Here is a 14,534-nt window from a genome sequence, read left to right as displayed (position 1 = left end):
AAACAGTTATGATTATGAAAAAAACATTGATAAAGATAGGTTGTTTCGCAGCTCTTGCTATTAGTATGGCGGGTTGCAAAAGCCAGCTTGAAGATTACTACGTTGATCCTGACAAAACAACTAATCCTACTATTGAGAAACTGTTCTCATCCATAGAGGATAACAACCGCGCAAGACCTAACTATACGGAAATGCGTACGATTGCATTGCCGATGCTTGCTGCATTTTGTCAGACTGCTACTATAGATAACAAGGAAGAAAGATATCTGCAGCCTGCCGGTCCTGTACAGGATCTGTGGAATGACTTTTACACACCAAGCAACCAGGGTACTGACCTGAACTATAATACCGGTAACGGTGTAGTAGCGCAGTATCGTACTATGCAGCGTTTGTACATGAACCTGCCGCTTGATGAGCGTCCTAACATCCAGATCTTTATGATGGCTGGAAAGGCACTGCTGCTCGACCAGACTGCACAGATGATCGATATGTTTGGTGATATCCCTTTCACTGAAGCTGGATCACTGGATATGGATAACACTATTTCAAACGCAAAATTCCAGAATCAGAAAGAGCTGTATGATACAGTACTGATCGGTCTGAAGGATATTGCTGACTGGTTTACCGGTACAACACCGAACGCCATTGCAACTGCATCTTTCAGTGCACAGGATTACCTGATGAAAGGAAGTATCGACAAATGGCGTCGTTATGTGAATTCAATCCGTCTGCGCTACCTGATGCGCATTTCCAATGTAGATGAGGCAAGAGCGAGAACAGAAGTACAGGAGATCCTCGCAAATCCGATCCTGTATCCGCTGGTAGATGGAGATGGAGTGGGTGATAACTATAGCCCGGCAAGCACTGATATATTATTGTATCAGCTCACAAACTACAGCAATACGCCAATGGCTTCATTCACGGAGATCAGGGCACAGATTGCGCCAGACTATATGCTGAATACTGTGATGAAACCAGCGAATGATCCACGTATCCCGCTTATGTTTGACAAGAATACCACCAAGGAAGGTAAGCCTAACGCAGATTACGTTGCGATGCCTTACAATGCGATCCTCCAGGGTGATAGTGCCACTTACTTTGCATCATACGACTCCACAACTTACCTGACCAATGGCAAGCTGCCAGGTATCTATATGTCTGCTTCTGAAGTGAACTTCCTGAAAGCTGAAGCGTTCGAACGCTGGGGCCTTACAGGTGGTACCGCGCAGATGAGTTATGAGCTGGGTGTTCGTCAGGCAATCGCATTCATGTATTTCCTGTACAGCCAGAACCCTAACAACCGTGAAGGCTTAACCATGCCATCCACTAATACGATCAGCCAGTTCCTGACGCAGCCTTCTATTGCTTATTCGGGTGATTCCAATACGAAGCTTGCGAAAATATGGACACAGAAATGGCTGCATTTCAATGTGCTGCAGGCAAGACAGGCATGGGCTGAATGGCGCCGCACCGGTTATCCGCAGGTGTACAATAACCCGGCGCCAAAGGCGGGTTATGAATTAGCTCCTACCAGGTTCCTTTATCCTGCAAGTGAGGTGGCTTATAACAGCAGCTACGATGATGTAGTAAGAGCAAAAGATAAACGTGACGCAAAAATCTTCTGGATGAAAGAATAATAGACAGGATTTAAGAATTATAATTTAGATGGGGGCAAGGCCACAAAGCTAACAATGGCAGACATTGTTATCTTTGTGGCCTTGTCAATTTTATAACGGAGTACAATGAAAAGATACCTTCTCACAGCCGGGCTAGTGATAGCCTCTTTACTACAGGCATCTGCACAGCAGAAGGCGGTACTGGTAAAAGACGAATTTATCATGCAGCATCCGCCTGTACCTGCAGCCCATGCATCTACCATTACCGAATTACCGGGAGGGGAGCTTTTGGCAGCCTGGTTTGGCGGCAGCAGGGAAAGTGCACCCGATGTCTGCATCTATACTTCCCGTTTTCAGAAAGGGAAGTGGTCTGCACCAATTATCGCTGCCACCGGCATTGTGAATGACACTACCCGGTATGCCGCCTGGAACCCTGTACTGCTTACTACCCATAGCGGCAGAGTACTCTTATTCTATAAAGTAGGACCCAATCCCCGTGAATGGTGGGGAATGATGCAGTCCAGCACTGACCACGGGCATACCTGGTCGCCCGCTGAACGGCTGCCCGACAGCATCCTGGGGCCGATTAAAAATAAACCCGTACAACTGGCCGATGGCAGCATTCTTCATCCTTCCAGTACAGAAAGCCGGGACGAGAAGCAATGGCATATACATCTGGAGATCTCAGACAGCACCGGGCACAATTGGAAGCGTATAGCGATAGATTGTGATACATTTGGGGTGATACAGCCTTCGATACTGTTTCATGCCGGGAATCGCCTGCAAATGGTATCCAGGAGTCGTCAGAATGTGATCGTCCAGACCTGGTCGGACGATAAGGGACAGACCTGGTCACCCCTCAGCAGGCAACCGATGATGAACCCTAATTCCGGTATTGATGCTGTTACCACCCGGAAAGGGCTGCAGGTGCTGGTATACAATCCTGCGATAGCCGGTAAGGACTGGTGGCTGGGAAGGAATGAGCTGCGGGTAGCGGTGTCGAAAGACGGCGAGCACTGGGAGGATGTATATGAACTGGTGAAACAACCTAAAGGAGAATTTAGTTATCCGGCTGTTATCCAGACCAAAGACGGATTGTTACATATTACGTATACGTACAATCGTGAGAATATTAAACATGTTGTGCTGAAGCTGAAATAACATTAAACATTGTTCCTGATTTTAAACCTGATATTATTATGAAGCAACCTGAAGTATGGATGCGGGGCCCGGTAGAAGGGGTGCCTGCCTTGCTGCAACCTGTAGCACACACGTTGTTACAGGCGCAGGAAGAGATACATGCCCTGATGGAAAGTTTTCCGGAAGCATTGTTATGGCAGCAACCGGCAGGAGTGGCGTCTGTGGGATTTCACCTGCAACATATCTCCGGTGTGCTGGACAGGTTGTTCACGTATGCCGCAGGACAATCATTATCGGCTGCGCAGCTAAGCTATCTGGCCGAAGAGGGAAAGCAGGCTACTGGTATAACAGTGAGTAGCCTGTTGACAGCATTGGATGCACAGGTAGCTTCTGCTATCGCTACATTAAAAGTGACTGAAGAAAGCAGTCTGACTGATTTCCGCGGAGTAGGCAGAAAGCAATTGCCTTCTACGGTGATGGGTTTACTATTTCATGCAGCAGAACATACCATGAGACATACAGGTCAGCTGCTGGTAACTGTAAAGACACTTGTTAATCCGTAATTATTTTTGTTGTTGTTTTGTCTGCTATGTGTTCTAAAAAAGAGACAAAGTGTAATAATATGTAAACTGGTTTTTATCGCGTGTTAGCCCAATAACGTACGCCCTGTACTGATAGAAGATCATATCTGTCAGCAAATAATTATTTAACAGATTTACTAAAAAAGTATAGTGTACTGTCACATGATAAAATTGTTGACAGATCTGCGTTTTCTCACTGTTGTAATATTTCTAACGCGTTAATTGTTAATGAACATTAAACATTGTTAATGCAAATCAAAACTCCCTGTTTCCATTTTACTTTGTTAAAAAGTTCTCTATTTTTACTTCAGATTGCTAAATCAATTTTACTTTTCTGTATGTAGAGGAAGCTATCCAAAAATTAATACTGACGTAACCAGGAAACTATAAACGTAATGAAAAAGGGACAGATGCGCTGATGCGGGCGTCATTTGTTCGGTGCTGACGTTATTGAACTATTGAACTTATTAAATCATTTTTCTAAAAGCCTTTTTGCTTATTAAAACCAGGATCATCAACGCGAACTAAAACAGGCTCAACCTCCTGCTTTTTGTCTAATGATCATTATTTAAACCTCCACTGCGAACCGCAGGGAGTGTAACGAGACTTTATTGTCGTAACATTTGAACCTCCGATGCAAGCGCAGGGAGTGTAATGGGACTCTATTGTCGTAACATTTGAACGTCGCTGCAGGCGCAGCGAGCGTAATGGAATTTTATTGCCGTAACATTTAAACCTCGCTGCAGGTGCAGGGAGCGTAATGGGATTCTATTGCTGTAACATTTAAACCTCCATTGCAGGTGCATGGAGTGTAATGGGATTTTATTGTCATAACAGTTGCCTTAATACCAAAATTAAATATATGAAGAGAGGATTCTCATTTCTTTCTCGGGTATGCCTTCACAGCCTATGGATGCTACTGCTGTCGCTGGTAGCAGTTTCCCAATCCCGAACTATTACCGGTAAAGTCACAGAGACGCCGGGCAATACTCCCTTACCTGGTGTGACAGTACAGGTCAAAGGTTCCACTAAAGGAACACAAACAGGTCCCGACGGAACGTATAAACTGGAAGTGCCACAAGGTGCTACCACGTTAGTTTTCACGTTTGTTGGTTACAAAAAAGAGGAACTGCCTATCACGGCTTCCGGAACAGCAAATGTTAGTTTAAGTGCTGATGTTACCGCATTAAAAGATGTCGTAGTAGTGGGTTATGGTACACAGAAAAAATCAGAAGTAACTTCTGCTGTTACTTCCATCACTTCAGAAGATTTCAGACAGAGTGGTGCACGTAATGCACTCGACCTGGTACAGGGTAAAGTAGCTGGTCTGCAGATCTCCCGTCTGGGTGGTACAAACCCTAACACTGGTGTGGCTATTCAGTTACGTGGCGTTACATCCTTAACAGGATCTCTGTCTCCATTAGTAGTTATCGATGGTATTCCAAATGGTAACCTTGATCTGTTGCAACAGGATGATATCGAGTCTATCTCCGTACTGAAAGATGGTTCCGCTGCTGCTATATATGGTACACAGGCGAACGGTGGCGTAATCCTGGTAACCACTAAACGTGGTAAAAAAGGTCCTGCCCGTGTAGATTATAATACTTACTTCCGTAAAGAATATGTACAACGCAGGCCTGATTTCTTAAGCGCAGACGAATTTGCAGCTAAGATTGCAAGCGGTGAAATCATTGCAGAAGATAAAGGACACAGAACTGATTTCGTAGATCTGCTGGTAAACCATGCGAATCTTTCCCAGTATCACAACCTGGCGGTGTCTGGTGGTAATGAAAACTCCAGCTATCGTGCGAGTATGTATTACCAGAACCTGGAAGGCATACTGAAAGAGAATGCGCGCCGTCAGTATGGTGGTCGTATCAGCATTAACTCAAAAGGGCTGAATGATCGTTTGACTACTCAGATCAACTTAGCTACAAACTTTAATAAGGCGAACCGTTTGACAGATGGTGGTAACCTGGCAGGATATTATGCATTCCAGCCTACCTATTCTCCATATAATGCAGATGGATCCTGGTATTTCGAAACGACCAGCACCAATGAACTGGCTCGTTTGTATCAACAAACCAACATGCGTCAGCAACAGACTACCTCCGGCGATGCAAAGGTAACACTTGATCTTATCAAAGGTCTGAAAGCATCGCTGTTTGGTTCATTGCAACGCGATAGCTGGACGGACGGCGCTTATGCTGATCTCGCATCAGAGTTGTCCAAAGAAAGCTATCAGGGGACAGGTTATGCTTCCCAGAACAATGAGATGTCTAACAAGTATGCATTAGAACCAACTGTTGAATACAACATTAGCATTAACAACAAACATAACATCACTGCTATTGGTGGTTATAGCTACCGTTATGAAGTGTATCAGGGCTTCAACGCTAATAACTACGGTTTTGTGAATGATAGGTTTGAGGAGAACAACCTGAATGCCGGCAACCAGTTAAAACTTGGTAAAGCGGGTATGGGTAGCTATAAGAATGATAATACGCTTGTCGCATTTTTTGGAAGAGTGAACTATGCATTCGGTACAAAATACATGGTGTCTGCCATTCTGCGTCGTGAAGGTTCTTCCCGTTTTGGAGCCAATAACAAGTGGGGTAACTTCCCGGCTATCTCTGCTGGTTGGAACCTGAAAGAAGAATCTTTCCTGAGCGCAGCCTCCTTCATTGATCAATTGAAATTAAGAGCGGGTTATGGTGTAACAGGTAACTCTGGTATTAATAACTATAGCTCCCTGGTAACAATGGGTACTGGCGGTAACTATATCAATCCGGATGGTGTATGGCGTCAGACATATGGTCCTAACAAGAACCCTAACCCTGATCTGAAATGGGAAAAGAAAGCTGAGTTAAACGTGGGTGTGGATTATGGTTTCTTCAGAGGTCGTTTAACAGGTTCCGTTGATGTATTTACCCGTAAGACTTCAGACGTGCTTGAGTCATTTACAGCTCAGTTGCCTCCCTTTGTAACAGATAACGTTTATGCAAACGTGGGTACACTGAAATCGAATGGTTTCGAGATCACCATCAATTCTACAAACGTGGATATGAAGGATTTCCGCTGGACTACTGATGTGGCTTTCAGTACTGCTACAACGAAACTGGAGAAATTTTCCAACAGCCTGTACAAGGCAACTTTCAAAGAATATGCTGAGATCGGCGGATTTGGTGCATTAGGTAAAGCTATTCGTACCTATGAAGGGGGCAAGCTAGGTAACTTTTATGGTAAACGTTTCGCTGGTTTAACACAAGATGGCTTGTGGCAGTTCTACAAAAAAGATGGGACGAAAGCATCTGCTGACCAGCTGAACAGTGAAACAGATTTCGCTGTGATTGGAAACGCTATTCCTAAGTATTACCTGTCAGTGACCAATAGCTTTAAGTATAAAAACTGGGATCTCCGTGTGTTCATGCGTGGCCGCATGGGATATCAGGTACTGAATACTATGGAGATGTTCTATGGTACTAAGAAACAGCTACCAAATAACGTATTGCACTCTGCATTTACCAAAAATGCTGCACTGAAAGATGGTTATCAGTATTCCAGCTACTACATTGAGAATGGCGGTTATATGAAACTGGATGAAGTAACACTAGGCTACAATGTTCCTTTCAAAGGCAATAAGTACATCCGCAACATGAGAATCTACTTCACAGGCGGTAACCTGGCCACTATCACGGGATATTCTGGTAATGATCCTGACTTCATCAAAGACACAGGTCTGAACCCGGGTATTGATGCTTTGAACACCACTGATAACCGTACTCCTTACATGAGCACAAGATCTTTCATGTTTGGTCTTAATGTAGGCTTCTAAAAAATTAAAAGATTAGGAATGAAACAGTTTAGGAAAATAGCTACATATACAGCACTGGCCTTACTGCCTGTTTTAGCAAACAGCTGTACAGATTTGTCGGAAAATTTATATGATCAGATCGCGACAGATGAATTCTATAACAATAAGAATGAAGTAATATCTGCAGTATTGAGACCATACACGCATGCCAACGCGTGGATTACACCATCAGGGCAGAATGGATGGTGGAGATTGAGTGAACTGTCGGCCGACCAGCTGGCCTGGCCTCAGAAAGGACGCCATGGTTATGATGGTGGTAACTGGATCCGCTTACACTATCATACCTGGACTGTTGATGATAGTCCAATAAGAGATTGCTGGAGGTTAATGTGGATGGGAACTGGCTTTTGTACCACCGCAATTGAAAATATAGAGAAGCGTGATGCAATCGCTATGGGACTGACACAGACGGAGAAAGACGGTTACGTGTCTGAGCTGAGATTATTGCGTGCTTTCCACTATCTCCGTATTATGGACCTTTGGGGTAATGTTCCTATTATCACTAAAGTAGGTGAGCCAACCAGTCCTGCTAGTGCTACACGTAAAGAAGTATTTGAATTTGTTGAAAAAGAGATTAAGGATCAGATAGATAAAGCGCCTCATTTGTCTAAAGCATTATTGGGCCGTATATCTAAAGAGGGTGCTTATGCAATGCTGGTGGAACTGTACCTGAATGCAGAAAAATGGTCAGGTACCGCGCGTTGGGACGACTGTATTGCTGCGGCCGATAATCTGATTAATGGTGGAGCCGGTGGGGTAAATGGTGGACTGGCACTTGATACCAACCTGATTGATACCTATGCTCCAGATAACAGCAATATTGCTAAAGAGAACATTTTCTCTATTGCGTACGATTTCCAGATCTCTGACTTTACCCCGTCCTGGACCGGCGATTTCTATCATTTCGTGCAGGGTAAAATCAATGGGAATGACCGTAATGGAAATGATGGCGTTGTTGTTATTCCTGGTGTGTATACTACATTTAATGATGCAGACAAACGAAAGAAGGAATGGATCCTGGAAGGCCCGCAATGGGAGTATGACAGTGCGGATACCATACCTGTTATCACTACCGGTAACGAGTATGATGGTCAACAGTTGGTATTTGTAGATAATATCCGTAGAAATAAAGTAGGTAGCACAGTTTCTAATATGACTGAGGGTGAAGAGAACAGTGGTGTACGTTTTGACAAATACAAACTAGGCTCAAGCAAAGATCCTCATTACAGAAGTACTGATTGGGCGGTATACCGTTTGTCATGGATATACTTTGCGAAAGCAGAAGCGCTGATGCGTAAGAATAATGGCGTCGCTACACAGGAAGCTGTAGACCTGGTGAATACCGTTCGTCAGCGTGCGTTCTCTGCTGAAGTATGGGATGCAAATAAATACACTACTACTACACTGACCATGGATGAATTGCTGGCAGAATTAGGCCGGGAATTCATATTTGAAGGTTATCGCCGTCAGGAGTTAATCCGTTGGGATAAATTCACTACTGGTACCTGGTGGGATCACAAAGCGTCCGAAGGCTTCAGAACGCTGTTCGCGATACCTCAGAATCAGCGTGCCAACAATACTAACCTGGCGCAGAACCCTGGTTATCCAAATTAATAGTACTTAAGCTCACGCATTGATCTCAATGCGGTTCCATAAACGATAGCGAATGCCGTCTTGCTCTTAGGGGTGAGGCGGCATTCGTGATTTACGCCAGGTCTTCCTCATCAAACAATGACAGCTGCGCCGTATTTCCCGAACGCCCCGCCACCGGGATCACTTCTCCAAAATTAGACAGAGAGATACCCAGCAACCTTACCGGCTTATCTTCCGGCTCTGTGGCTAACAACAGCTGTTTCGCTGTTTCAAGTATTTTATCAAAATCTCCTATGGGGAAAGGGAACGACTGGTTACGGGTGATCTGACGGAAATCACTGTATTTTATTTTCAGAGTAATGGTGCGGCCTTTCAGACCATAGCGTTTTAGCCGTTCATAGACCGTTACAGCGATCTTTTCCAGTTCTGCATACATTTCCTCCGTTTTGGTAAGATCGAAGGGAAATGTGTCTTCTGCGCCCAGAGATTTGGTTTCCCGGTGAGGTTGTACTTCCCGTTCATCTATTCCCCTTACTATCCTGTAGTAAAAGGCGCCTACCTTGCCAAAATGTTGTTTGAGGTCATTTTCCGTCAGCCGCTTCAGATCCGCTCCTGTATGTAGTCCCATTCTTTTCATTTTGTCGGCAGTAACCTTGCCAACGCCATGAAACTTTTCTACGGGCAGTTTCTCCATGAATGATTCAATGGAAGAAGGGCCGATAAATGTAAGGCCGTCCGGTTTATTGAGGTCAGACGCTATCTTGGCAACGAATTTATTCACCGATACGCCAGCGGAGGCAGTGAGCTGTAGTTCTTCCTTGATGGCTTGTTTAATCAGTTTTGCTATTTCTATGGCAGAGCCGATCTGTTGCTTGTCCTCCGTTACATCGAGATAGGCTTCATCAAGAGATAGGGGTTCTATAATGTCGGTATGGCGACTAAAGATCTCACGTATCCTTCGTGACACTTCCTTGTATACATCAAAGCGGGGGCGTACAAAAATAATGTCCGGGCATAACTGCAGTGCTCTTTTGGAGGGCATAGCGGAACGAACACCAAACTTCCGGGCTTCATAACTGGCAGTGGCTACTACACCGCCACGACCTTCGGGGGAGCCTCCTACAGCGATTGCCTTGCCCCGGTATTCAGGATGGTCACGCTGCTCTACAGATGCATAAAATGCATCCATATCTATATGGATGATCTTTCGTTGTTTTCTATGTGTTTCCCCTTCCATGATGGCCGCAGCGCTACAAAGATCGCCAAAGAAATATTAAAGTAAAACAGGCAGGAATAACAAGCACATAGCTCCACCAGGGAGCTATGTGCATCAGGAATTGAGGCAAATGGCGGTTGCTCTCAATTCCTGACCTATAGTTGTTGATTTCCGTTATACCGCTGCCGGGGTATCCACCACCGCTACTTTAAACTCTTCATCTGCACTTGGGCCATAACTACCCGGGATTGCGACATCCAGCAGGCGCAGGAATACACCTAATTGCGCTCTGTGGTGTACGATCTGGCAGTATGCCATACGGATCACTTCTCCTTTGGGTGATACGTCATAAATATCACTACCATTCCTTAATGTCCATTTTTCGTCGAACTGAGAGAGTTTGGCTTTCTCAAGATGAGCTTTGCCATCAGCCAGTGATTCTTCGAAATAGGCCAGCAGTTCCTTTACATTGTTGATCACCTTCGGAGTGTATGGGGCAGTGGCAAAGTCCAGCTCTTCTGTGGTCAGTACCATGCTCACCCAGGTAGGCAGCTCTGCAATATGGGTGGCCAGCCTGATAATGGACATGCTTTTGGGATGTGGCTGCCAGTTGAACTTATCTTCAGGAATGATAGAAAGCATTTTACGGGTTGTGTTTGCTTCCTGTTCCATTTCTTTAAGGAGAGATTGAATGAGTTCCATAATTGCTTGTTTTTTTGTTTCTGAAACAAAGTAACCACCGCCTTGTGACAACCCTATGTCAGTAGGAATGTCAGGAACCTGAAATATTTAATTCACTCGTATTCTTCCTCTGAGATCTCCCCCGTAAATGTCTTTGTATCCGCTTAGAAACGATATATAACAAACCGGTAATGGAAAAATCATTGCGGCTGAGATTGTATTTTCTTATACTTACACCGGGTATATGCTGACGAGGTTCAGCGCTATTATTGTAAAAAATCAAGATTGCAGATGAAAAGAAGAATGCTCCTTTTAATCGTTTTTACCGTGTTTTCCTATGCTGCGATGGCACAGACGTTCACGGTGGCTACCTACAACATGCGTAATGACAACAACAAGGAAGATGCCGCTAATGGTAATGGCTGGAAGCAACGCTTGCCGGTGATTGCTTCCATGATACGTTTTCATGGCTTTGACATTTTCGGTACCCAGGAATGCATGCATCACCAGCTGGAAAACCTGAAAGACAGTCTTCCGGGATTCGCTTATGTAGGAATAGGTCGTGATGATGGTAAACAGGCAGGAGAGTATTCCGCGATCTTTTATAATACAAAGAAATTTCAACTGCTGGAAAATGGTGATTTCTGGATGTCGGAAGTGACTGACAGGCCTAATAAAGGTTGGGATGCTGTATTGCCAAGGATCTGTACCTGGGGTAAATTCAAGGACATAAAGAGCGGCTTTACCTTTTACCTCTTCAACCTGCACATGGACCATGTAGGCGTAAAAGCCCGTGCGGAAAGCGCCAAACTGGTAATGGATAAAGTGAGAAAGATGGCAGGTGATATTCCTGCTATCCTGACAGGCGACTTCAACGTAGATCAGCGTAGTGAATCGTATACACTCATCAATACCTCCGGACTGCTGAAAGACGCCTATGAGACTACCGATATCCGTTATGCGGAGAATGGCACTTTCAATGCATTTAATCCTAATTCAAAGACCGATAGCAGGATTGATCATATCTTCCTGACCAAACAGTTCAATGTGGAGAAGTATGGTATTCTGACGGACACTTACCGTGGTCCTGTAGTAACAGGCAAAGATGCAGAAAAGGTGAATGCTGCTGATTTTCCGAAAGAAGTGTCTCTCAATAAATATGTGGCACGCGTGCCTTCTGACCACTTCCCGGTGATGATCGTCGTTTCCCTGAAATAGGGCTGGCAGTTTAATAAAGTCAAATGCTCCTGATGGGTTTTCGTCAGGAGCATTTGTTTTAAATACCCATGACTTTTCTGTCAGGATGGAGTGGTATTACTCAGTTTTGTTTCTGTGAGTATATTTTATAATGTATACTGATTAGCAGCTAGTTGGCCTGATAGGGGAATAGAACCTTGTTGGAACGCACAATAAATCAGTGCCTTACTAAAATGGGCATCACATATATTGTGTATGTTGATAATGTATTATACACATTTTAAGCTCTCATAACCATTTATGATGCACTTACCTGAAAACACTGTTTTTACCGCAATCTTCGGTGTACTACTTTCTCTGATCGTTTACCTGATTACCAGGCAATACTTCGCGAGGCATGGTAAATCTGATTATCAGAAAAAGATAGAGATTGCGAACAATGAAATGCTGTATTCTATCAGACCTTTACTGGTGGAAAAGAAAGTTCCTTCAAAAGAAATCCTGGTAGCAGTACGCTTCTCAACGGCCAAAAAGTACGGAGTAGAACAGAATGACCTTTACGATGAGTTTTCCCTGACCAGCGACTTAATTAATGAAACGATTGCCAATTCATTTTTGACTTCAGACGAGAAACTGGAGTTCTGTAGTTTGCTGCAGTCTATTAAATAAATGCAATCTTCTTTTTGCCGGTAAAAGCCTTCTGAGCCTAGTTCTTGGAAGGCTTTTTACTTGTTGTCTTACCAGTGCTTTTAGCAGCAGTTGCCTTGGACGTTGTTGATTTCGATGTTGTCGATTTATCAGCTGTTGTTTTCGCCTTTGCGGTTGTTTTCGCAGCAGACGGTTTGGCAGTACTTGCTTTTTCTGTAGATGCCTTCGCGGTAGCAGGTTTCGGCATAGTCGCTTTTGGCACCGGCTTCTTGGCGTTTATCCGCTTGATCTCATTGGTGGCCAGGTCTTTCGCTTCCTGATCGCCATATTTCTGCGCCTGCTCATAGTACTTGATCGCGTTTGCATCATCTCCTTTCTTTGCATAGATATTCGCGATGTTGTTCAATACGATGAAATCTTTAGGAGCGATCGCATTCGCCTTCAGTAAGGTCTTCAGGGCATTGTCAAGGTCTTCCTTCAGCGTATAAGCCAGACCAAGGTCGGAGAGGCTTTCCACATGTTTGGGATAATATTTTAATACTGTTTCGGAGATCAGTTTCATGTTGTCTGCCTGGCTCTTACCCACATTATAGATTTGCGCCACGTATTCCTGTACTGCATTCAGCATGAACTGCTCTGGCTTGTCCAGCGGTTTGTTGTCACTCCATTTCCACTTATTATCAATGGTATGACCATAGTTAATAGCGCTTACCAATTCTTTTGTCAGGTAAGTATAATTGTAGTTCTCACCCAGCATATAGATCTTGCCAAAACGCATATCCAGCCTGTTGGGAAACTTGGAGATACCGGTGTTGATATATTTGAAACCTTTGTTCAGTGGTTCCTTTTTATAACCTATTTCGCTGGTATAACCGGCAGGGTCACCGTTCTTGCCAGCTTTTAACGCATTGGAACCATTGGCCGTATGATTGACTGTCACCACCTCTGTTTTACTTTTTGTTACATAGTAATTAAAGTAAGCGATGTACAGCTCAGCATCATTGGGCTTGGCTTTCTCCCATTTCACTAAAAGGGTACGCTGTTTGGCAGTATCGCCACTCACGCACAATTTCTCAAAATCCTGTTTGTAGTTTTGTCCGGCAGCCGAGAGGGAGAGAGCTGCGGATAGCAATAGGGATGTAGAAATTCTTTTCATATTCATAGGATTGGAATAAACGGAACTACGCCGCGGATATAAAAAATCGAACTTTGTTCTCACTGGTTAAACCAGACCTGTACTGCAAAGTTACTGAAGATAATACTATTTTTAGTCATATTTTGACCTAACGGTTACAAATAAACTGCTCTCGTAAATGCTTTGCGGCGAGATAACAATTTCATTTTCAGGGAGCTTATCGCCATAACGTTCCCGGATAATCTGTTTTACCGGCTCGCTGCTCAGGTCAAAGTCCTTAATCCTCTGCAATTTTCCCACTTCTATGCCTGCCGCCCTTTTATAGATCTTCCATACCAGCTCAGAACAGTATATCTGGTCATCCGACCATTCGAAGTAGCCATCATATGATTTCCCCAGCATTTTCTTTCCTTCCGCCTGCATCTTCTGCAATACAGCAGGTGTCAGGATGCTATCCGCATTTTTAAGGCGCCTTACCACATATTTCTTTCCCTCTCCATGACGGATCCACTCGTCCAGCAGCGTTATTTTCACCGGTTGTACGGCTTCCAGCACATAGGGTTTATCGTCCTTTATCCAGATCATACCGCAATGGCTGAATATGGAATGAGTAGCCAACCTTACCGCCTGGCACTGCCGGGACATAGACGTCTGGAAAATAACATCACCGGAGCGTAGCCGGGGGGTATCCTCTTTGAAAGCATATAGGACAATCGCCAATCCAACAACGAAAATTACCAGTAAAGCTGTAAGCGTCCGTTTCATACAATGGTCTGTTTAGTATACACGCTCTGCGTTATAACATATATAAAATTAGATAAATTTATTACTAAGCCAATGTTAAAATACGTGT

11 protein-coding genes are annotated in these 14,534 nt (G+C 44.2%); 7 read left to right on the top strand and 4 right to left on the bottom strand.

The genetic code is table 11. From position 1 onward, the window contains the following. The first annotated feature begins 14 nt into the window (after nucleotides 1-14). The 5 genes from BLR32_RS01685 to BLR32_RS01665 all read left to right on the top strand — a co-directional run bounded on the left by BLR32_RS01685 (nucleotide 15) and on the right by BLR32_RS01665 (nucleotide 8,825). On the top strand, nucleotides 15-1,637 hold the full coding sequence (locus BLR32_RS01685; RefSeq protein ID WP_176842127.1) for a SusD/RagB family nutrient-binding outer membrane lipoprotein: 1,623 nt from the start codon (nucleotides 15-17) through the stop codon (nucleotides 1,635-1,637). 105 nt (nucleotides 1,638-1,742) lie between these two features. After that, nucleotides 1,743-2,777 carry a sialidase family protein gene (locus BLR32_RS01680; protein WP_089828503.1) on the top strand — a complete coding sequence of 345 codons (1,035 nt, stop codon included), beginning with the start codon at nucleotides 1,743-1,745 and terminating at the stop codon, nucleotides 2,775-2,777. A 38-nt stretch (nucleotides 2,778-2,815) separates the two neighbouring features. Continuing rightward, on the top strand, nucleotides 2,816-3,319 hold the full coding sequence (locus tag BLR32_RS01675; RefSeq protein WP_089828502.1) for a DinB family protein: 504 nt from the start codon (nucleotides 2,816-2,818) through the stop codon (nucleotides 3,317-3,319). Nucleotides 3,320-4,199: 880 nt separating this feature from the next. Next, the gene (locus BLR32_RS01670) at nucleotides 4,200-7,172 is read left to right on the top strand and encodes a SusC/RagA family TonB-linked outer membrane protein (RefSeq protein WP_245705331.1); all 2,973 of its coding nucleotides are present in this window, start codon (nucleotides 4,200-4,202) and stop codon (nucleotides 7,170-7,172) included. Between the two features lie 18 nt (nucleotides 7,173-7,190). Then, nucleotides 7,191-8,825 carry a RagB/SusD family nutrient uptake outer membrane protein gene (locus tag BLR32_RS01665; protein ID WP_089828500.1) on the top strand — a complete coding sequence of 545 codons (1,635 nt, stop codon included), beginning with the start codon at nucleotides 7,191-7,193 and terminating at the stop codon, nucleotides 8,823-8,825. Between the two features lie 91 nt (nucleotides 8,826-8,916). Here the strand turns inward: BLR32_RS01665 and dinB are convergent, their stop codons facing one another. Together dinB and BLR32_RS01655 are read right to left on the bottom strand one after the other, a co-directional pair. Then, a complete protein-coding gene (dinB, locus tag BLR32_RS01660) occupies nucleotides 8,917-10,041 on the bottom strand; it encodes a DNA polymerase IV (protein WP_089828499.1) in 1,125 nt (374 codons plus the stop codon). 153 nt (nucleotides 10,042-10,194) lie between these two features. After that, nucleotides 10,195-10,722 carry a DinB family protein gene (locus BLR32_RS01655; protein WP_089828498.1) on the bottom strand — a complete coding sequence of 176 codons (528 nt, stop codon included), beginning with the start codon at nucleotides 10,720-10,722 and terminating at the stop codon, nucleotides 10,195-10,197. 270 nt (nucleotides 10,723-10,992) lie between these two features. On the opposite strand from BLR32_RS01655, the gene BLR32_RS01650 reads away from it, so the two are divergent. Both BLR32_RS01650 and BLR32_RS01645 read left to right on the top strand, forming a co-directional pair. Then, on the top strand, nucleotides 10,993-11,919 hold the full coding sequence (locus BLR32_RS01650; RefSeq protein WP_218124136.1) for an endonuclease/exonuclease/phosphatase family protein: 927 nt from the start codon (nucleotides 10,993-10,995) through the stop codon (nucleotides 11,917-11,919). A 279-nt stretch (nucleotides 11,920-12,198) separates the two neighbouring features. After that, entirely contained in the window at nucleotides 12,199-12,567 is a 369-nt protein-coding gene (locus tag BLR32_RS01645; RefSeq protein WP_089828496.1) for a hypothetical protein, read from the top strand. A gap of 37 nt (nucleotides 12,568-12,604) precedes the next feature. On the opposite strand, the gene BLR32_RS01640 is transcribed toward BLR32_RS01645, so the two are convergent. Both BLR32_RS01640 and BLR32_RS01635 read right to left on the bottom strand, forming a co-directional pair. Then, complete coding sequence (locus BLR32_RS01640; protein WP_176842126.1) at nucleotides 12,605-13,702, bottom strand: tetratricopeptide repeat protein; 1,098 nt, start codon at nucleotides 13,700-13,702, stop codon at nucleotides 12,605-12,607. 111 nt (nucleotides 13,703-13,813) lie between these two features. Beyond that, nucleotides 13,814-14,446: a YiiX family permuted papain-like enzyme gene (locus BLR32_RS01635; RefSeq protein WP_089828494.1), complete on the bottom strand. Its 633-nt coding sequence runs from the start codon at nucleotides 14,444-14,446 to the stop codon at nucleotides 13,814-13,816. Nucleotides 14,447-14,534: the final 88 nt, after the last annotated feature.

Origin of the sequence: Chitinophaga filiformis, from assembly GCF_900102545.1 — a bacterium.
Taxonomy (GTDB): Bacteria; Bacteroidota; Bacteroidia; order Chitinophagales; family Chitinophagaceae; genus Chitinophaga; species Chitinophaga filiformis.
The sequence above is the reverse complement of the archived record's forward strand: the minus strand, read 5'-3'. Positions and strand labels throughout refer to the sequence as shown.